The organism is Spongiactinospora sp. 9N601, assembly GCF_044326295.1.
Classification (GTDB): domain Bacteria; phylum Actinomycetota; class Actinomycetes; order Streptosporangiales; family Streptosporangiaceae; genus Spongiactinospora; species Spongiactinospora gelatinilytica.
The window spans coordinates 186435-205974 of sequence record NZ_JBIRBB010000010.1; the positions used below are offsets into that span (position 1 = coordinate 186435).

The following is a 19540-nucleotide window of genomic DNA, read 5'->3' on the forward strand; positions in this document are numbered from 1 at the left end:
GCTTCGACGACGACCCAGCCGAGGCTAGAAGCGAAGGACCCCCCCGATCATCGGCCGGACGGCCGGTATCCCCCGGCCATCCGGCCGAGTCAGCGGGGGATCTCGGAACCGTCGCGACGACGCTTGACCGTGACACGCATGCGAACGTGCGGCCGCTCGCGAACGGTGAGGGCGGGGCGGGACGCCAGGACGGCCGCGCCCGCGGCCAGTGCCAGGCAGGTCGCGGCCACGCCGGCGATCAGGCCCCACGGCACGACCAGCGGGACGTGCCTGCTGATCAGCTCGCCGTAGCCGGAGCGGAGGCCGAGCAGCGCCGGGATGGCGACCACCAGGCCGAGGCCGGTGCCCAAGATCACCGCCAGTGCCGACTCGGCGGCCACCGTGCCGAGCACCTGCCGGCCCGTGGCCCCCGAAAGGCGCAGCACCCGCAGGTCCCGCAGCCGGCCGCCCGCCGCCATCATCAGCGTGTTGGCCACGGCCACCGCCGCGTACGCCGTGGACACCACCACCAGCAGCAGCGTGAACGTCCACACCAGCCGGTCCTCGTCGGCGTCCGCCTGCGCGGCGTACGCGTCGAGGTCCGCCGGTCGCGCGCCCATGCCGGGCGGCACGGGCGTCGCCCGCGCGACGTACGCCACGTCCGCCAGCGCGGCCTTGTCGTGCGCCCTGACCGTGTCACGCGCCAGCAGCACGTCGGCCCCGACGCCCTCGGCCACCCCCTCGACCCGCAGCGTGCCCGGCGTGCCGTCCTCGAACGCCACCCGCAGCGCCGCACCGGCCCGCAGGCCGCGCTCCTTCGCCAGCCACGGCGAGACGAACACCCGATCGCCGCCCAGCGCCGCCAGCGAACCCGACACCGCCCGCACCTCACCGGCCCGCTCCAGCAGCGCGGGCGTCGCCCCGATCGCGCTCAGCGCCTCGCCGTTCGCCTCGTACAGCGCGCTGAACAGCGAGGACTCCCCGCCAGAGGCCGCCGCCGCCGCGTCCGACAGGCCGGGCACGCCGTCCGGCATGATCACCGTTTCGGTCCTGATCGTGGTGGTCCGCGCCGCGGCGAACGACGCCGCCGTGGTCTGCACCATGCCGGTGATCAGCACCGTGAATCCGACCGTGACCAGCACCGGCGTGGCCGTGGACGCGGTACGCCGGATCGCGGTCAACGCGCTCTCGCGCACCAGCATCCCCAGTGCGCCGCGCCCCCGGTTCATCGGCCAGGTCAGCGCCCTGGCCACGAACGGCACCACGGCCGGGGCGAGCAGCGCCACACCGACGATCATCGCCATCGCCGCGTACAGGCCGCTGGTCACCAGCCCCTCCGGCCCCGCCACCGCCGCGCCGAACGCCGCCGCGACGCCCAGGGCGCAGAACCCGGCACCGGCGATCCACCGGCCGCGCGGCATCGGGCGGTCGTCCACCGCGGCCTCGCGCAGCGCTTCCAGCGGGCGCACCCGCGCCGCCCGCCGCGCCGCCGACCACACCCCGAGCAGCGCCACCAGCACACCGACCGCGAACGCCCCCGCCAGCGGCGGCGCGGACACGCGCACCTCGAACCCGACCGGCTCGAACCCGGCGGTGACCAGCAGCTCGCCCAACACCGGCGCGAGTACCGCGCCGAGCGCCACCCCGCACGCCGCCGCCACGCCGCCGACCACCAGCGCCTCGCCGTACACCATCAGGCGCACCTGCCGGGGCGTCGCGCCCACCGCGCGCAGCAGCCCGAACTCACGCCGCCGCTGCGCCACCCCGAACGCGAACGTCGAGGCCACCACGAAGACCGACACGAACGCCGACAGCGCGGCCATCCCGGTGAGCACCTGCATGCCGATCCAGCGGGTCCGCTCGTCGTCGCGGGATTCGAGCGCGCCGCGCGCCTCGCCCGTGTACGCCCGCCCCTGCCCGCCCGCCGCCGCCCGCACGGCCGAGGCGACCGCCCCGACGTCCGCGCCGGGCTCGGTGACCACCCCGATCACCCGCACGCCCTCGGCCAGCGCCGCCGCGTCGGCGTCGTTCAGGTACACGCCCGGCCCGTCCACCGTGCCCGACACCCGGAAGTTCTCCGGCCCGCGCACGGTGAGCACGGTGGCCTCGGTACCGGCCGCCACGCCGAGCGCGCGGCTCACCGCGACCTCCCCGCGCCCCGGCGCCGCGCCGGACACCAGCCGGTAGGCGCCCAGCGCCGCCGTGGACCAGGCGTGCCCGTCCCGCGCCGAAGCCGGCCGGCCGCCGATCACCGGCTGCGCGTAGAACGACCGGTCCGGTACGGCCCGCGCCACCCCCGGCAGCGCCCCCAGCCGCTCGCGCAGCTCCTCCACCGCCGCGGGCGACCACGGACGGTCCGGAGTGAAGTTCCCGTCCGGCCGGTCGATCATCGGGACGGACACCAGCACCTGCGCCGCCGCCAGCCGGCCCGGCACCTCCGGGCCCGCGGACAACAGCGCCAGCCCCGTCATCGACACCATCGCCACCCCGAGAAAGAGCGCGACGAACCCGCCCGTGAAAGCCGTCCACCCTTCCCGCACGGACGCCACGCTCAGCGTCTTCAGCACGAGGCCACCGCCTCAAGGTTCGCCATCCGCGCCGCCACCGTCTCGGCCGTGACACCGGTGGTGAACTCGTCCACCACCCGCCCGTCGGCCAGGAAGAGCACCCGGTCGGCGTAGGAGGCGGTCACCGGGTCGTGCGTCACCATGATCACCGTCTGCGCCTGGTTGTCCACCAGGTCGCGCAGCATGCCCAGCACCTGCCTGGAGGTCTTGGTGTCCAACTGCCCGGTCGGCTCGTCGGCGAACAGCACCGCCGGCCTGGTGATCAACGCCCGGGCGATCGCCACCCGCTGCTGCTCCCCGCCGGAAAGCCCGCTCGGCCGGTGCCCGGCCCGTTCGGCCAGCCCGACCTCGGCCAGCGCGGCCCGCGCCTCCGCCGGGGCGATCGGCCGCCCGGCCAGCTTCAGCGGCAGCGCCACGTTCTGCTCGGCGGTCAGCGCCGACACCAGGTTGAACGCCTGGAACACGAACCCCACCCGCTCACGCCGCAGCAGCGTCAGCCCGGTCTCGTCGAGTTCCCCCAGATCGGTCCCGTCGATGACGACCTTCCCCTCGGTGGGGCGGTCCAGGCCCGCCGCGCAGTGCAGCAACGTGGACTTGCCCGACCCCGACGGCCCCATAACCGCCGTCAGCGTGCCCGGGTGGAAGGACGCGGTCACGCCGTCGAGCGCTCGCACGGTCCGGCCGGCGGTGCCGTACAGCCTGCGTACCGACCACAGCCGGACGGTCTCTTTGACGACCTCTTTGACATCCATGCGGCCAAGCCAACCGGCCACGGCGCGGCGGCACATTGGCGCTGGAACGAGGATCGGGGCTATACCCAGCACTACTGCCGCACCCGGCACGGTCGGCTACCGTCGAGTGCGTGCCACCCCGTACCGCCCTTTCCGCGCTGACCGGCAGGCCGTCGGCCTTCCTGCGGTCGTCGTGGCCGTGGCGGTCGCTGGCCTACCTGCTGGTCAGCGGGGTCTTCGCGGTCGTGGTGATCGGCGTGATCATGATCGCGTACCGGTTCGGCGTCCCGCTCGCCTGCGGCGCGGCGGTGCTGGCCGTGGCCCTGCTCGGCCTCCCGGCGGCCCGGCTGGAACGGCGGCGGCTGCGGCTGGTCGATCTCGCCCCCGCCGCCGACCCGCGCCGGGAGCCGCCCCGGCGCGGCCCGCGCGCCTGGTTCGCCACCCGGCTGCGCGACCCGGCGACCTGGCGCGATCTCGGCTTCACCCTGCTGGCGCTGCTCGCGCTGTGGTGGATCGACCTCGGCTTCGTCGGGCTCGCCACGTGGGTGCCGCTGCTGCTGATGTCCGCGCCGCTCCAGCCGAGCGGCGAGGCCCCCACGAGTTACCTGGTGGCCCTCGGCGGGCTGCTGATGATCCCGCTGTCGGCGTACCCGATCGCCGCGTGGGCGGGCGCGCGGGCGCTGATGACCCGCGCGGTCCTCGCCCCCGGCGACGCCGAGGTCATCCGCTCCCGCGCCCGGCTCGTGGACGCCTTCGAGGCCGAACGCCGCAGGATCGAACGCGACCTGCACGACGGCGCCCAGCAACGACTGGTCGCGCTCAGCATGCGGCTCGGCCTGGCCCGGCTGGACCTGCCGCCGGGCTCACCGGCCGAGGCCCAGGTCGCCGAGGCCCACGAGGAGGCCAAACGCGCCCTCGCCGAGCTGCGCGAACTGATCCGCGGCGTCCACCCCAAGGTCCTCACCGACCGCGGGCTGCGCGCCGCCGTACTCGACGTGGCCGGACGCTCGCCCGTACCCGTGGACGTCGATGTGGACCTTCCCGGCCGGCTGCCGCCCCTGGCGGAGGTCACCGCCTACTACGTCGTCTCCGAGGCCATGGCCAACCTCGCCAAGCACAGCGGGGCCCGGCGCGGCCTGATCCACGGCCGGCTGCACGACGGCACCCTGACCATGGAGATCTGCGACGACGGCGTGGGCGGGGCCGACCCCGAGGCCGGGTCCGGCCTCGCCGGGCTGGCCGACCGCGTCGCGGTGGCCGACGGCGTCATGACCCTGTCCAGCCCGCGCGGCGGGCCGACCTCACTGCGGGTGGAGATTCCGTGCCCGGGCTGCGAATAGTTCTCGCCGAAGACGCCGTACTGCTGCGCGAGGGCCTGGTCGGGCTGCTCGACCGGTTCGGCCACCGGGTCGTCGCCTCGGTCGGCGACGCCGAAGCGCTGATCACCGCCGTACGCGAACACGAACCCGACATCGTGGTGGCCGACGTCCGCATGCCGCCCGGCTACTCCGACGAGGGCCTGCGCGCCGCCCTCGCGCTGCGCGCCGAACGGCCCGGCCTCGCCGTGCTCGTGCTCAGCCAGTACGTCGAGCAGACCTACGCCGCCGAACTCCTCGACGGCGGCGGCAGCGGCGGCATCGGCTACCTGCTGAAAGACCGCATCGGCGACGTCTCGGAGTTCGCCGGGGCGGTCGAACGGGTCGCCGCCGGCCACACCGTCGTCGACCCCGAGGTGGTCAGGCAACTGCTCGGCCGCCGCCGCGACCCGCTGGCCCGGCTCACCCCCCGCGAACGCGAAGTGCTCGGCCTGGTCGCCGAAGGACGCTCCAACGCCGCCATCGCCCGCACCCTCGTGGTCACCGAGGCGGCCGTCTCCAAGCACATCGCGGGCATCCTGGCCAAACTCGACCTGCCCCCGGCCGCGGACGACCACCGCCGGGTGCTCGCCGTGCTCGCGTACCTGCGCGGTTAGTCGGCGAACCCGCGGTAGACCGGGCGCAGGATGTCCAGCAGCGGGATGTGCCGTACCCGCACCTGCGGCGGCTCCAGCGCGCGCAGCAGGATGTCGGGCGCCGCCGTCGCGGCCGGGCGGGGGCGCAGCCGGCCCAGCGGCACCGCCGGGGAGTAGAAGTCGCCCAATCGCTCGGCCAGCGGCTCGTCCGGCACGTGCAGCGGATCGGCGGCCTCCTCCTCGGCTTGCCCGCGCAGCGCGCCCAGCAGGTCATCGCGCGCCCGGCCGCGCCAGGCCAGCACCAGGAACGGATCGTCGTCGAACGCCTCGGCCAGCAGGTACAGCACCGCCGACAGGTGCTTGCACGGAATCCCCCAGTCCGGGCAGGAACACTCCATCTCCAGCTCGTTCGGGAACAGCGGCAGGTCGAGGGAGTCGAAGACCTCCTCGATCTCCACCGGCATCTCCCCGGCCAGCAGCTTGGCCCGGTACAGCGCCTGCCCGGCGAGGGCCCGCTCGACGTCGGCCCACATCGCCTCGTCGTACGCCTCGATCTCCACCACCACGTCGTACGGCTCCGGCCGCGACCCCTGCACGCTCGCCCGCACCTCGCCCGGCAGCAGGTCCAGCGAGATCACCTGGCCCTTGCGGGCATAGGACCGGCCACGGGTCAGCCGCCCCGGATCGCAGATGTCCTCCAGAATGTCGATGAACCGGCGCGACCACCACTGCGCGCCGATCGACCCGCGCTTGCTGCGCGCCCGGATGCCGCCGTCCACCCGGATCGGCGCGGTCGCCTCGTACCACCCGTCGGTCCCCATCGGCACCTCAGCTCACCGCCTCGGGACCCAGCGCGAACAGCTCGCGCAACTGATCGGTGGACAGCTCCGAGATCCACTCCTCGCCGGTGCCCACCACCCGCTCGGCCAGCGCCTTCTTCCGCTCGATCATCTCGTCGATCCGCTCCTCCAGGGTGCCCGCGCACACGAACTTGCGCACCTGGACGTTCTTCGTCTGCCCGATCCGGAAGGCCCGGTCGGTGGCCTGGTCCTCCACCGCCGGATTCCACCAGCGGTCCACATGGATCACATGACTGGCCGCCGTGAGGTTCAGGCCGGTGCCCGCCGCCTTCAGCGACAGCAGGAACAGCATCGGCTCCTCGTCGGTCTGGAACCGCTCCACCAGCTCGTCGCGCTTCTTCTTGGGCAGCCCGCCGTGCAGCCACAGCACCGGGCGGTCCAGGTGCGCCGCGAGGTACGGCTGGAGCAGCGACCCCCACTCGGCGTACTGGGTGAACACCAGCGCCTTGTCACCCTCCTCGACGATCTCCGCCGCCAGCTCCTCCAGCCGGGCCAGCTTCCCCGACCGCCCGGCCAGCCGCGAGCCGTCCTTCAGCAGGTGCGCCGGATGGTTGCAGACCTGCTTGAGCCGGGTCATCGTGGCCAGCACGTTGCCGCGCCGCTCGATGCCCTCGCTCTGGTCGATCTTCGCGATCATGTCGCCGAGCACCGCCTGGTACAGGCTGGCCTGCTCGGGCGTCAGCGTGCACCACACCTTCATCTCCTGCTTGTCCGGCAGGTCGGTGATGATCGTCCGGTCGGTCTTCAGCCGCCTGAGCACGAACGGGGACGTCGCCCGCTTCAGCGCCCTGGCCGCGTCCTCGTCGTTGCGCGCCTCGATCGGCTCCTGATAGCGCTGCTTGAACCGCCGCGCCGGGCCGAGCAGCCCGGGGTTGCAGAACTCCATGATCGACCACAACTCCGCCAGGTGGTTCTCCACCGGCGTGCCGGTCAGCGCCAGCCGCGTCCTGGCCGGCAGCGAACGCACGGCCTGCGCCTGCCGCGCCGCGCTGTTCTTGATCGCCTGCGCCTCGTCACAGACCACCCGCCCCCACGCGAAGGCCCGCAACGCCTCAAGGTCCCGCCACGCCGTCCCGTACGTCGTGATCACCAAATCCGCCCCCGCCACCGCCTCATCCAGCTCCTCCGCCCGCTTCCTGCTCCCCCCGTGATGCACGTACACCCGCAACGACGGCGCGAACCGCCCCGCCTCCTTGTGCCAGTTCGTCACCACCGACATCGGACAAACCAACAACGTCGGCGCCACCGGCTCTGCTGGATGTCCGTTTCGCTCGTTAAGCAACAAAGACAACGTTTGGGCAGTTTTACCCAGGCCCATGTCGTCCGCGAGGATGCCGCCGAGGCCGAGGGTGGAGAGGAAGGAGAGCCAGGACAGGCCGCGTTCCTGGTAGGGGCGGAGGGTGCCGTGGAAGGTGGGTGGGGTGGGGACGGGGGTGAGGCGGCGGTCGGGTTCGCCGGACAGGAGGTCGCCGAGCATGCCGTCGGCGTCGACCTCAAGGAGGGGGAGTCCTTCGTCTTCGCCCTCGACCACCTCGTTGAGCACGTCGGAGACGGTCATCTCGCCGCTGCGGCGGCGTTCGACGACCTTGAGGGCGGCCTTGAGCTGCTGGTCGTCCAGCTCCACCCATTGGCCGCGGATGCGGACGAGAGGGACCTTCAGCCGGGCCAGCTCGGTCAGTTCCTCCTCGCTGATGGTGTGGTCGCCGACGGCGAGGTCGATCTTGAAGTCGACCAGTTCCTTGAGGCCGAAGCCCTGGGCGGCGGCGGCCTTGGGGCCGGTGCGGGAGCGGGTGGTGAGCTTCAGGCCCAGGCCCTTGCGGCCGGCCCAGGCGGGCAGTTGCACGCCGTAGCCGGCGGCCTGGAGGAGCGGGGCGGCGTGGCGCAGGAAGGTGAAGGCCCAGGCGGTGTCGACGATCATGCCGGTCGGGCGGGGGGAGCGCAGCGCGGAGTACAGCTCCGGGCACAGGCGTACGGCGCGGCCGAGACCGGCGAGCAGTGTCTCGTCGGGGCGTCTGGGCAGGCCGGGGAGGCGTTCGCCGTCCCAGACCCGCTCGGCGGGGATGTACAGGCTCGGGTCGTCGGTGGACTGCAGGGCGAACTCGATCTCCCAGGACTCCTCCTCGCCCACCGGCTCCATGAGCCGGAAGCAGACCCGGACCGGGCCCTCCAGCTCGCGGGCGGCCTCGAACCAGGCGCGCAGCTCGCCGTCCAGCTCTGCGGCGGCGGCCGGAGCCGCGCCGGGGAGGGCCGCGTCGTCGCCGGTCAGGGCGTGCAGCCAGCGGTCGGGCAGGGCGCTCCTGCGGCCCGGCCGCGTCCCGGCGAGCAGCCGGTCGGGCAGCAGGGTGCGGGTCGCCGCGTCGGCGAGCCCGCCGAGCGCCTCGCGCAGCACCCGCGCCGCCGTGCCGTCGCCCTCCGCGGTGGCGGCGCGGCAGACGGGGGGCATGGCGCGGGCCAGATCGCGGAAGGCGGTGGCGTCGCGGCCGGTGAGGACCGGACGCCAGCGGCCCGCGCGCTCGCCGTCCTCGGTCACGAGCTGGGGCAGCACCCGGCCTCGGCGTACCAGGTCGCGGGCGGTCTCGGCGAGTACGGCCAGGTAGCGCAGGGACGGGCCGGGGCCCCAGTCGGGGGAGTCGTCGGCCGGGGCGTCGGCGGCGTCGGCCAGGTGGCCGAGCAGTGGCAGCGCGGTGGCGGGGGTGAGCAGCAGCGCGGGGACCCGCCAGGCGGTCAGCCGGGGCCGGCGGGCGGCGCTGGTCAGGCCGGACTCCGGTGAGGGGATCGGGCCTTTGGCGGTACCGGGCAGGGCGATCTCCAGCTCGGCCTGCTCCGCGCCCGTCGCGTGGCCGCCGAGCGCCGCGAAGAGGGCGCCGGCGTCGGCGGCGAACGGATGCCACCGCACCCGCCCCCGCCCGCTTCCTCTGGGACCCGCGGCGGTGGCACCGGCGGTGCTCGCGGTGGGGGTGGGCTGGGGGGCGGTGTCTTCTGCCCAGAGGGCGACCCGGCCGCCGGACCAGACTCCGTGCACCACCAGCAACGCGACCACTCCCACTCGCCCCACGACCCTGGGCCGGAACGGCCCGCAGGGGTCAGGGGCCGGCGGGCTCCGGCCTTTGCACCTTATCTTCAGGCGCGGCGCCGCAGGCACAGCTCACGGTGTCCCAAATCTGGGCGAACGCCTCTCCGGAGATCTCCGTCATGCCGAACTCCCACAGCTCCAGCGCCTGGTCGGTGAGGAACCCGTGGGCGTCGTCGAGGTGCCGCCACCAGTATTTGTGGACCCGGCGGTGCGGGTCGATCTCGATCTGCTTGACCGCCCACTGCTCGCCCGCCTCCTCCACGGTCTCGAACAGCCAGATGCCGCCCTCCTCGTCGTGGCCGTGCCAGTAGCGGCGCGGCTCGGCCGAGGTGTCCAGCCCTTTGATCATCGGGCCACGTTGGTCTCCAAGCACGCGCCAAGCGTGTCATGTGCCTCCGACGGTTTCCGCCGGAACCGGCCCGGGACGGCCGAAGCGGATGGCGTGCACCCGGTCGGCGTCCGGGCGGGAGAGGACGGTGACCCCGTCGGCGTGCGCGACCCTGCCGGTGCGGGCCTGGCGTACCAGGACCCGCCAGCGGCGGCAGTGCCGCACGAAGGTGGCCGCCGTGACGACCCGCCCCCGGGTGTGCTGGCCGGCCCAGGCCACGCGCGGCTCGACGTCCAGCATGACCAGGTGCATCTGGGCGCCGTAGCGGTGGGCGAACCAGGCGAAGCCGTACAGGATGTGCGGCCAGGTGCCGCGGCTGTGCGCGACCACGGACCGCCCGCCGCTGACGGCCTTGGCGATGCGCCACACGTGCGTGGCGTGGACGAAGGGGGTCTGCACGCGCGCCGGCAGTGGGCTCAGGTAGCGGGACCACCAGTTGCGGGCCTGGTAGGTGTCGATGACCAGGACGCCGTCGCCCGCGACGGGCCGGGTCTCGTCGCCGCGGATGCCGTACAGGCGGCGCAGCAGTGTGCTCTTGCCCGCGCCGGGCAGGCCCGTGAGCATGACCAGCGAGCCGGCTGGATAGCGAAGCTCACCGGTGGAGGCGTGGGCGGCCGGTTCGGCGGCCATGCGGCACCTCACTGGGTCGGGGCGGCTGTTGGGGGCGTTGTGCCGCCGGGATGGACATGAGGCGTGCGACCCAGGGTAGGCGACTCCGGCATGAGCCATGAGAAAAAGCCCTCCTCGGCGGATCGGGGACGGGATGACGACCGCATACCGGACAACGAGCGGGAGCCGGCGAACGTGCCGCTGGCCGACCGCCGCCGCGACCCGGAACTGCACGACGTACCCGACTTCGGCGAGGAGATGACGCCGTCCGCCACGGACCCGGCCGGCCAGCCGCGGCGCGACCCGCACAAGAAGCGGGTCCATGGGGAGAGCGAGGGGTACGAGCCGCCCACCCGTGGGTGATGCCCGCCAACACCGAACGGGTCGGGATGATCAGCGTTCGGGTGTCCATATCAGCACGTCGGGTGGCTTGTGGGGATTGGTCGTGCCTGGGTGAGGGCCGACCTCTTTACGCGTCTTGATAGGTTGCCTACGGTGTGCCGGGAAGTCTGGTCGGCGTTCTCCCGTCACGACTCCGACCGAAGACGAAGGTGACACGGTGCGACCGAGTGAACTCGACTCATGACGCTGATCGCCTGGCTGGCGGTCGCGGTGTTCCTGGGGGCTTACGCGTTCATCGCGACGGAGAAGATCCACCGGGTCGCCGCCGCCCTGGGCGGGGCGGGGATCATGCTCCTGGTCCACGCCACCGACGCGCACGCGGCCTTCTTCGACGAGCGCACGGCGATCGACTGGAACGTCATCTTCCTGCTGCTGGGCATGATGGTGATCGTCGGCGTGCTGAAGCAGACCGGCGTGTTCGAGTATCTGGCGATCTGGGCGGCCAAGCGGGCCAGGGGCCGGCCGTTCCGGCTGATGGCCCTGTTGGTGATCATCACCGCGGTGGCCTCGGGGTTGCTGGACAACGTCACCACGGTGCTGCTGGTCGCCCCGGTGACGTTCCTGGTTTGCGAGCGGCTGGCGCTGCCCTCCACGCCGTACCTGATCGCCGAGGCGATGGCCTCCAACATCGGCGGGACGGCCACGCTGGTCGGCGACCCGCCGAACATCATCATCGCCAGCCGGGGCGGGCTGAGCTTCAACGACTTCGTCGTCCATCTGGCGCCGCTGATCGTCGTGCTGCTCGTGGTGTTCGTCGGGCTGTGCCGGGTGCTGTTCCGGCGGGCGTTCCGGTACGACCCGGAGCGGGCCGCGCAGATCATGGCGCTGAACGAACGCGAGGCGATCGCCGACCGGCGGCTGTTGTGGCAGAGCCTGGTGGTGCTGGCCGTGGTCCTGCTGGCCTTCGTGCTGCACCCGGTGCTGCACTACGAGCCCTCCGTGGTGGCGATCCTGGGGGCCGGGATCCTGGTGGCGGCCACGAAGGTGACCACCGAGCAGGCCCTCGCCGACGTGGAGTGGCCCACGCTGGTGTTCTTCGCCGGGCTGTTCGTGATGGTGGGCGCACTGGTCCACACCGGGGTGATCGGCCTGGTCTCGCGGGCCGCGGCGGACGCGACCCAGGGGCATCTGGGGCCGGCCACGATGGTGCTGCTGTGGGCGTCGGCGGGGCTGTCGGCCTTCGTGGACAACATCCCGTACGTGGCGACCATGAGCCCGATCGTGGCCGACCTGGCCCAGGCCGCCGGTCCGGACGGCCAGGTGCTGTGGTGGGCGCTCGCCCTGGGTGCGGACCTCGGCGGCAACGCCACGGCGGTCGGGGCAGCCGCCAACGTGGTGATCCTCGGTATCGCGGCCCGCAACCGGGTGCCGATCAGTTTCTGGGAGTTCACCCGCTACGGGATCGTCGTGACGTTCGTGATGATCGCCCTCAGTACGCCGTATCTGTGGCTCCGCTACTTGATGTGAGGAAGACGTGAAACGGGAAGGCAGATGCCCAGAGCGGTGAAGCGGACGTGGGGTACCGCTCTCCTCGACCGGTTCCAGCGCCCCGCGCAGGTGGTGGTGACCGGATTCGGCGTGGTGATCCTGATCGGCACGGCGCTGCTCGCCAGCCCGGCGGCCACCACGTCCGGCGCCCCCGCCGGACTGCTGACGGCGCTGTTCACCGCCACCTCGGCGGTGTGCGTGACCGGGCTGGTCGCGGTGGACACCGAGACGCACTGGTCGATGTTCGGCGAGGTGGTGATCGCCGGGCTGATCCAGGTGGGCGGGCTCGGGATCATGACGCTCGCGACGCTGTTCACCGTGCTGGTGTCCGGCAGGCTCGGCCTGCGCGCCCGGCTGTCGGCGCAGGTGGAGACCAAGACGCCGAGCATGGCCGACCTGCGCGCGCTGGTGCGCAGGGTCGTGCTGTTCAGCCTGATGTGCGAGATCGTGATCGCGGCCGTGCTCACCACGCGGTTCATGGCCGGGTACGGCCAGCCGTTCGGCCGGGCCCTGTACCTCGGCTGGTTCCACGCGATCTCGGCGTTCAACAACGCCGGTTTCGCGCTGTGGCCGGACAACCTGATGCGGTTCGTGAGCGATCCGTGGATCACGCTCACCATCGCCGCCGCCGTGGTCGCCGGCGGGCTGGGCTTCCCGGTGATGTTCGAGCTGTACCGCTCGTGGCGGCGGCCCTCCCGGTGGAGCGTGCTCACCAAGATCACTATCGTGGTGACGGCCGGGCTGCTGCTGATCGGCACGCTGATCTTCCTGGTGACCGAGTGGCGCAACCCGCGTACGTTCGGCCCGCTCGACGACGCCGACAAGCTGCTGGCCGCCTTCTTCGCCGCCGTGATGCCGCGCTCGGGCGGGTTCAACACGGTGGACATCTCCCAGATGAACCCGTCGAGCTGGCTGGCCACCGACGTGCTGATGTTCATCGGCGGCGGCAGCGGCGGCACCGCGGGCGGCATCAAGGTCACCACGCTCGGCGTGCTCGCCCTGGTGGTGTGGGCCGAATTGCGCGGCGAGAGCCGGGTCAACGTCGGGCACCGGCGGCTGCCGGAGTCGCTGCAACGGCAGGCCGTGGCGATCACGCTGATGGGCGTCTCCCTCGTGGCGGTCTCCACCTACATCCTGCTCGTGCTGACCCCGCACTCCCTGGACGAGGTGCTCTTCGAGGTGATCTCGGCCTTCGCCACGAACGGGCTGTCCACCGGCATCACGGCCCACGCCACGCCGGCCGGCCACATCCTGCTGGTCCTGCTGATGTTCATCGGCAGGGTCGGCCCCCTGACCCTGGGTTCCGCCCTCGCCCTGCGGGAGCGCACCCGCCGTTATGAGCTACCCGAGGAGCGGATCATCGTTGGCTGACACGAGGAACGACCCGGTCGTGGTGATCGGGCTCGGCCGGTTCGGCAGCTCGCTCGCCCTTGAACTGACCAGGCGCGGCACGGAGGTGCTCGCCGTGGACAGCCGCCAGAAGATCGTGCAGAGCCTGTCCGGCCAGATCACCCAGCTCGCCGTGGCCGACTCCACCGACCCGGAGGCGCTGCGCCAGCTCGGCGTCCCCGACTTCTACCGGGCGGTGGTCGGCATCGGCGGCGACATCGAGGCCAGCATTCTCACCGCGTCGCTGCTGGTGGAGATGGAGATCGACGACATCTGGGCCAAGGCGGTCAACCGCCAGCACGGCCGCATCCTGGACCGGATCGGGGTCCACCACGTCGTGCTGCCCGAGCACGACATGGGGGAGCGGGTCGCGCACCTGGTCTCCGGGCGGATGCTGGACTACCTGGCGGTGGACGAGAACTTCGCGCTGATCAAGACCCGGCCGCCGGGCGACTACGTGGGGGTGCCGCTGGGCGAGTCGGGGCTGCGCCGGAAGCACGGGGTGACGGTGGTGGCGGTCAAGCGGCGCGGCGAGGAGTTCACCTACGCCACGGCGAGCACGGTGCTGTCGTTCGGCGACATCATCGTGGTGTCCGGCCGTACCGAGGAGGTCGAGCGCTTCTCCGAGCTGCCCTGACCCTGCCCGCGCCGGGCCGTCATCCGTGCCGCTCGCCGGCTGGGGCGCCGGCCTCGTCGAGCGCCGCCCGCAGCGCGGCGGGTTCGGCCGGACCGGCGGCCAGGCGGGCGATCACCGCGTCCACCTCGCGCAGGCCCGCGCGGTCGAGCAGGGTCTTGTCGTTGGTGATCCACTCGCCGCGCGCCGCCAGTACGGCGTGCCCGGCCCGGCACGCCGCGACCGCGATGGCCCCCGCGACCTCGGTGCGCTGCCCGCGCGGCGCGTTGTTGGCCGCCGCATAGGTCAGGCCCAGCCTGGCGGTCTCCCACCAGCGCTCCCGCGCGGTACGGCGCAAGGCGTCGGGGTAGCCGTCCGGCCGGGGCGGCGTGCCGGAAAGGACGCGGTTGATCGCCAGCTCGGCCACCACCAGGTAACTCGGGATGCCCGCGAGGTGGAACATCAGCGGCTCGATGTGGAACCGCCCCGCCCTGGCCTCGGCGAGCTGGTCCTCGACCACGGCGAGGTCACGGTAGTGGACGTCCACCCTGTGGCCGTCGATCTCCAGCCAGGCGCCGCCGTTGAAGACGCCGCCGCCCCAGTCGCCGATCTGCGACACCTCGCCGGGCCAGCCGATCGCGCGCAGCGCGTCCGGGTGGAACCCGTCGCGGTAGTAGAGGCCGAGGTCCCAGTCGCTGTCGGGCCGCGCGGTGCCGAGGGCCCGCGATCCGCCGAGGGTGACGGCCCGGACGCCGGGCAGTGCGGCGAGGCGCCGGGTCACGTCGTGCAGGAAGTCCTGATCGGCCATGGTCTCAGCCTAGGGGGGCGAGCGGTCAGGATGGTGGGGTGCGGGTACGACCGATCACTCCTGGGGCGCTCGTGGCGGAGCTGGCCGAGCGGATCGCCGCGGTGCGGCCGGGGTCCTGGGCGCGCGTCGCGCTGGACGGCGCGCCCCCGGCCAGGCCGGGCGCGCTGGGCGATGCCCTGGTCGATCCGCTGCGGGTGCGCGGCAGGAGCGTGGTCCGGGTGTCGGCGAGGGCCTTCCTGCGGCAGGCGTCGCTGCGGCTGGAGCACGGCAGGACCGACCCGGACGCGTTCCTGGACGAGTGGCTGGACACCGGGACGCTGATGCGCGAGGTGCTGGGGCCGCTCGCGCCGGGGGCCTCGGGGCGGGTGCTGACGGCGCTGCGCGACGCGGCGGCCGACCGGGCGGTGCGCGTGCCGCATGAGACGGTTCCGGCGGGCGGGGTGCTGCTGCTCGACGGGGCGGTACTCCTCGGCCGGGGGTTGCCGCTGGACCTGTCGGTGCACCTGTGGCTGTCGCCGGGGGCGCTGGAGCGGACGCTCGCCGCCGGCGAACGCTGGACACTGCCCGCCTACGCGAGGTACGAGCACGAGGTACGGCCTGCGGACGTGGCGGACGTCGTGGTGAAGATGGACAACCCCGAGCGTCCCGCGCTGGTGGAGGCGGTCTGAGCCGCCGTCCCGCGCGGGGGCCGGGTGTTACGCGGGACGGCGGGCGCGGCCGGGGTTACTTGAGCCGGCTCCTGGGCTTGCGTTCGCCCTTGGCCTGCGAGGGCCCGGAGCCGGGCCGCCCCAGCTCGGCGGAGAGGTCCGCGTCCAGCTCGGCGTCGAGTTCCGCGTCGAGTTCGGCGTCCAGCACGGGATCGAGTTCGGAGTCCAGGCCGAGGGCGTCGTCCCACCGCGGGATGTGGATCAGCCCGCCCCGGTGGTCGCGCCCGTTGATGTCGGGGTCGTCGAACCAGTGGCCGTTGTGGGCCAGGTACCGGAAGCACACGGTGATCCCGGCCGGGAACCTGATGACCGCCACGTGAGCGCCGTCCGTCTGCTCGGCCATCGGGTGCGCGTACGGGTCCCAGTCGTTGAAGTCGCCCACCACGGAGACCGGCCCCTCGGTGACGTGCGCAGGGACCGTGAAGGTCACGTCAACCATGGCCCGTCCGGCCCCGTCCTCGATCAGTTCGCTTCGTCTGATCATGCCCTGCCCCCTCGCAGTGAGTGTGTACCTGTTCGCAAAGATGCACAGTGGGGGGCTGCGCGGTCATCTCGCCACACCGCGCCGCAACGCGGCGAGACCGAGACAAAGCGCCATGTTGGCTGAAAGGAGGGGCACGAACGGAAAATGTCTTCCCGGGCTTTGCCCCGCTGCGCGGCGGGGCGAGAACCGCAACCGGCAGCCGGATCTCTGGCAGATGTCCACATCTGGACGCAAGTTCAGTGCAAATGATGTTGGATTACGCAAGCGACTTGCGCTGGTGAACGTTATGATTGCGCTGTGACACGACGGCTTGCGGAAGTAGCGAAGAAGGTCGGCGTCAGCGAGGCCACGGTGAGTCGCGTTCTCAACGGCAAGCCGGGAGTGTCGGAGGCGACGCGCGTCGCCGTGCTGACCGCGCTCGACGTGCTCGGATACGAGCGCCCCACGCAGTTGCGCGGCGAGCGGGCGCGGCTGGTCGGGCTGGTGCTGCCCGAGTTGCAAAACCCGATCTTCCCCGCGTTCGCCGAGGTGGTCGGCGGGGCCCTCGCCCAGCAGGGCTTCACCTCGGTGCTCTGCACGCGCACGGTCGGCGGGTTCTCCGAGGCCGACTACATCGACCTGCTGCTCCAGCAGCAGGTCTCCGGCGTGGTCTTCGCCGGCGGCCTGTACGCCCAGGCCGACGCCTCGCACGCGCACTACGAGCGGCTGCTCGAACGCCGCCTGCCCACCGTGCTGGTCAACGCCGCGGTCGAGCACCTGGGGTTCCCGCAGGTGTCGTGCGACGACGGGGTGGCGGCGGCGATGGCGTTCGGCCACCTCGACTCGCTGGGCCACCGCAAACTCGGCCTGCTGATCGGCCCGGCCGACCACATCCCCTCGCGGCGCAAGGAGGCGGCCTTCACCGCCGCCGTGGGCAAGGCCGGCCACGAGGTCGTGACCGAGCGCACGATGTTCACCCTGGAGGGCGGGCATGCCGCCGCGTCCAGGCTGGTCAGGGCGGGCGTGACCGGCATCGTGTGCGCGAGCGACGTGCTGGCGCTGGGCGCGATCCGCGCGGTACGGCGGGCCGGCCTCACCGTGCCCGGCGACGTGTCGGTCATCGGCTACGACGACTCCGCGCTGATGAACTGCATCGACCCGCCGCTCACCACGGTCCGCCAGCCCATCGAGGCCCTCGGCAGGGCCGCGGTGGACCTGCTCGTCGCGCAGATCGGCAAGGCCGCGGTGCCCACCGACGAACTGCTCTTCGAGCCCGAATTGGTCGTCCGCTCCTCTACGGGCCCCGCGCGCAGGAAAGAGAAGTGATTCAGTCGATCTTTTTCATGTAGCTATCAGGATATTGCAGCTCTCTGCCTCTGATGCCTGTCGTGTGGCTACCGATCGCGTCAGAAGGGTCAGTGCCATGAAGGGTTCCGGCCGCCGCAGGGCCGTCGCAGGGCCGTCGTACCGCTGCTCGTGCCCGGCCTCCCCCTGATGACCGCGGCCTGCGGTCAAGGCGGCGATCTCGATCAACTGAGGGCCGGCTCGGTTACGCGCGCTCCAAGCCCAGGCGCTGCCGGTGGACCCGGCGCAGATGCCGCGGAACGTGCTGATCGCCTCGCTGGTGATCGCCGGTCTGCCGACCATCGTCGGCCTCTTCGTTCACTACTGCAGGAGTTGTGGTCCGCATGGCGGGAACATGGTGGCGGGGAGCCGCGATCTACCAGGTTTACCTGCGTAGTTTCGCCGATGGCAACGGCGACGGGATCGGCGATCTGGCCGGGCTGCGGGCGCGCCTGGACTACTTGGGTGGTCTCGGCGTGGACGCGATCTGGCTGAACCCGTGGTACCCATCGCCGATGGCGGACGGGGGCTACGACGTTGCCGACTACCGGGACATCCACCCGGCGTTCGGCACCCTGGCCGAGGCGGAGCGGTTCATCGCCGAGGCTCACGGACTCGGCATCCGGGTGATCATCGATGTGGTGCCCAACCACGGGTCCACCGCTCAGGCGTGGTTTCGCGAGGCGCAGGCCGCCGACCCCGGCTCGATGCTCTCTCTGTACCGGGCGGCGCTGCGCATCCGCCGCGAACGCCTCGGCGACGGCACCCTGACCTGGCTCCCGGCACCGGAGGGGGTACTGGCCTTCGCCCGCGACAGCGGCCTGACCTCCCTGACCAACCTGGCCCCCGAGCCCATGCCACTACCCACCGGCACCCGGCCCCTCCTGTCCAGCGGCCCCCTACCGGACGGCACCCTGCCCCAGGACACCACCGCCTGGCTGGACCGGCGGCCCGCATAGGCCCGGTCATGGCGGCGGCCCGTATAGGGCCCGCCTCCCGGCGGGAACGGCGGTGCTGCCGAGCCGCCGCCGTCCCATTGGCGCGCGCCCCCCTGTCCCCGGACGCCACCGTCTGGCTGGACCGGCGGCCCGTATGGGTGCCGTGCCGTGTGGTCGTGGGGGTGGGGGTTGTGCAGGGGGGCGGATAGGGTGCCGGGCATGGGTGATGTCGCCGCTCTTCCCAAGGCCCACCTGCACGTTCATCTGGAGAGCACGGTCAGGTGGGACACCCTCGCGCAGATCGCCGCCGCGAACGGCATGCCCGTGCCCGAGCGCGGCGACGGGCCGCCGGTCTTCGCCGGGTTCCGGCCGTTCGCCGACCGCAACGCGCTGGTCCGTGAGTGCCTGCGCACGCCCGCCGACTTCCGCAGGGTCGCCCGCGAGTTCTGCGCGGACGAGGCGGCCTCCGGCACCCGGTACGCCGAGGTCACCTTCACCGCCGCCTCGCACGGCGAACGCCTCGGCGACCTGCGGATGCCGCTGCTCGCCGTGCTCGAAGGGCTGGCCGAGGGGCGGGAGGAGCACGGCGTGGAGTGCCGGGTGATCCTGGACCACTCGCGGCGGCGTTCGGTGGAACGCGCCTGGCGCACCCTCGAACTGGCCGTCGCCCACGCCGCGGACGGGGTCGTCGGCATCGGCATGGCGGGGGACGAGTCCTACCCGCTCACGCCGTTCGCGGACGTCTTCGCCGCGGCCAAGGACGCGGGCCTGCGGATCAGCCACCACGCCGGGGAGATGAACGGGGCGGGCAGCGTACGCGAGGCGATCGAGGCCGGCCGGGCCGACCGGCTCGGGCACGGCATCCGGGTGCTCGACGACCCCGACCTGGTGGCGGAGGTACGCGAGCGGGGCATCGCGCTGGAGGTCTGCCCATCGTCCAACGTCGCGCTGGGCCTGGTGCCGTCGTGGCCCGCCCATCCGCTGCCGCGGCTGCGGGACGCCGGGCTGACGGTGACCATCAACACTGACATTCCAGTCATCATCGGCGTCACCTTGGCACAGGAGTACGCCAGGGTGCGCGACGGGTTCGGCTACGGCGACGACGCACTGGCCGGCCTGGCCCGGGCGTCGGTCACGGCGTCGTTCGCGGACGCGGCCACCAGGCAACGGCTGCACAAGGAGATCGACGCCTGGGCGGCCACCGGCTGAGATCCGGAAAGCCGTAAACAC

General features: G+C 72.7%; 17 protein-coding genes and 1 pseudogene. 10 read left to right on the forward strand and 8 right to left on the reverse strand.

Features of this window, described 5'->3' with window-relative positions; all coding sequences use genetic code 11:
• Nucleotides 1–89: 89 nt before the first annotated feature.
• Both ACH34R_RS24845 and ACH34R_RS24850 read right to left on the reverse strand, forming a co-directional pair.
• Entirely contained in the window at nucleotides 90–2546 is a 2457-nt protein-coding gene (locus tag ACH34R_RS24845) for an FtsX-like permease family protein (RefSeq protein WP_397563911.1), read from the reverse strand.
• Entirely contained in the window at nucleotides 2540–3298 is a 759-nt protein-coding gene (locus ACH34R_RS24850; RefSeq protein WP_397563912.1) for an ABC transporter ATP-binding protein, read from the reverse strand. The genes ACH34R_RS24845 and ACH34R_RS24850 overlap by 7 nt, the downstream gene beginning before the upstream one ends.
• Before the next feature lie 110 nt (nucleotides 3299–3408).
• On the opposite strand from ACH34R_RS24850, the gene ACH34R_RS24855 reads away from it, so the two are divergent.
• Nucleotides 3409–4617: a sensor domain-containing protein gene (locus tag ACH34R_RS24855; protein ID WP_397563913.1), complete on the forward strand. Its 1209-nt coding sequence runs from the start codon at nucleotides 3409–3411 to the stop codon at nucleotides 4615–4617.
• Nucleotides 4608–5249, forward strand: a complete 642-nt coding sequence (locus ACH34R_RS24860; RefSeq protein ID WP_397564074.1) for a response regulator — start codon at nucleotides 4608–4610, stop codon at nucleotides 5247–5249. Before ACH34R_RS24855 ends, ACH34R_RS24860 begins: the two co-directional genes overlap by 10 nt.
• Here ACH34R_RS24860 and ACH34R_RS24865 read toward each other — a convergent pair.
• From ACH34R_RS24865 to ACH34R_RS24880, 4 genes are read right to left on the reverse strand one after another with little or no spacing between them, the layout of a single operon-like run.
• Complete coding sequence (locus ACH34R_RS24865) at nucleotides 5246–6049, reverse strand: SWIM zinc finger family protein (RefSeq protein WP_397563914.1); 804 nt, start codon at nucleotides 6047–6049, stop codon at nucleotides 5246–5248. The two genes, ACH34R_RS24860 and ACH34R_RS24865, sit on opposite strands and share 4 nt — an antisense overlap.
• 7 nt (nucleotides 6050–6056) lie before the next feature.
• Nucleotides 6057–9128: a DEAD/DEAH box helicase gene (locus ACH34R_RS24870; protein ID WP_397563915.1), complete on the reverse strand. Its 3072-nt coding sequence runs from the start codon at nucleotides 9126–9128 to the stop codon at nucleotides 6057–6059.
• Nucleotides 9129–9171: 43 nt separating this feature from the next.
• Entirely contained in the window at nucleotides 9172–9510 is a 339-nt protein-coding gene (locus ACH34R_RS24875; protein WP_397563916.1) for a hypothetical protein, read from the reverse strand.
• Between the two features lie 36 nt (nucleotides 9511–9546).
• Nucleotides 9547–10179, reverse strand: a complete 633-nt coding sequence (locus ACH34R_RS24880) for an AAA family ATPase (protein WP_397563917.1) — start codon at nucleotides 10177–10179, stop codon at nucleotides 9547–9549.
• A 90-nt stretch (nucleotides 10180–10269) separates the two neighbouring features.
• On the opposite strand from ACH34R_RS24880, the gene ACH34R_RS24885 reads away from it, so the two are divergent.
• From ACH34R_RS24885 to ACH34R_RS24900, 4 genes are all read left to right on the forward strand, one after another.
• The gene (locus ACH34R_RS24885; protein WP_397563918.1) at nucleotides 10270–10521 is read left to right on the forward strand and encodes a hypothetical protein; all 252 of its coding nucleotides are present in this window, start codon (nucleotides 10270–10272) and stop codon (nucleotides 10519–10521) included.
• A gap of 219 nt (nucleotides 10522–10740) precedes the next feature.
• Nucleotides 10741–12027 (forward strand): ArsB/NhaD family transporter, encoded by a 1287-nt coding sequence (locus ACH34R_RS24890; RefSeq protein WP_397563919.1) that lies wholly within the window; start codon nucleotides 10741–10743, stop codon nucleotides 12025–12027.
• 24 nt (nucleotides 12028–12051) lie between these two features.
• The gene (locus tag ACH34R_RS24895; protein ID WP_397563920.1) at nucleotides 12052–13419 is read left to right on the forward strand and encodes a TrkH family potassium uptake protein; all 1368 of its coding nucleotides are present in this window, start codon (nucleotides 12052–12054) and stop codon (nucleotides 13417–13419) included.
• On the forward strand, nucleotides 13385–14074 hold the full coding sequence (locus ACH34R_RS24900; RefSeq protein WP_397563921.1) for a potassium channel family protein: 690 nt from the start codon (nucleotides 13385–13387) through the stop codon (nucleotides 14072–14074). Before ACH34R_RS24895 ends, ACH34R_RS24900 begins: the two co-directional genes overlap by 35 nt.
• Before the next feature lie 19 nt (nucleotides 14075–14093).
• Here the strand turns inward: ACH34R_RS24900 and ACH34R_RS24905 are convergent, their stop codons facing one another.
• Nucleotides 14094–14858 (reverse strand): nucleotidyltransferase domain-containing protein, encoded by a 765-nt coding sequence (locus tag ACH34R_RS24905; protein WP_397563922.1) that lies wholly within the window; start codon nucleotides 14856–14858, stop codon nucleotides 14094–14096.
• Between the two features lie 38 nt (nucleotides 14859–14896).
• Here ACH34R_RS24905 and ACH34R_RS24910 point away from each other — a divergent pair, with 38 nt between their 5' ends.
• Nucleotides 14897–15526 carry a uridine kinase gene (locus tag ACH34R_RS24910; protein ID WP_397563923.1) on the forward strand — a complete coding sequence of 210 codons (630 nt, stop codon included), beginning with the start codon at nucleotides 14897–14899 and terminating at the stop codon, nucleotides 15524–15526.
• 55 nt (nucleotides 15527–15581) lie between these two features.
• On the opposite strand, the gene ACH34R_RS24915 is transcribed toward ACH34R_RS24910, so the two are convergent.
• Complete coding sequence (locus ACH34R_RS24915; protein WP_397563924.1) at nucleotides 15582–16049, reverse strand: isoamylase early set domain-containing protein; 468 nt, start codon at nucleotides 16047–16049, stop codon at nucleotides 15582–15584.
• A 297-nt stretch (nucleotides 16050–16346) separates the two neighbouring features.
• Between ACH34R_RS24915 and ACH34R_RS24920 the strand changes: the two genes are divergently transcribed.
• The 3 genes and pseudogenes from ACH34R_RS24920 to add all read left to right on the forward strand — a co-directional run bounded on the left by ACH34R_RS24920 (nucleotide 16347) and on the right by add (nucleotide 19519).
• Complete coding sequence (locus ACH34R_RS24920) at nucleotides 16347–17354, forward strand: LacI family DNA-binding transcriptional regulator (protein WP_397563925.1); 1008 nt, start codon at nucleotides 16347–16349, stop codon at nucleotides 17352–17354.
• Nucleotides 17355–17716: 362 nt separating this feature from the next.
• Nucleotides 17717–18079, forward strand: a pseudogene (locus tag ACH34R_RS24925) (alpha-amylase family glycosyl hydrolase); the annotation flags it as partial.
• Nucleotides 18080–18529: 450 nt separating this feature from the next.
• The gene (gene add / locus ACH34R_RS24930) at nucleotides 18530–19519 is read left to right on the forward strand and encodes an adenosine deaminase (protein WP_397563926.1); all 990 of its coding nucleotides are present in this window, start codon (nucleotides 18530–18532) and stop codon (nucleotides 19517–19519) included.
• Nucleotides 19520–19540 lie beyond the last annotated feature (21 nt).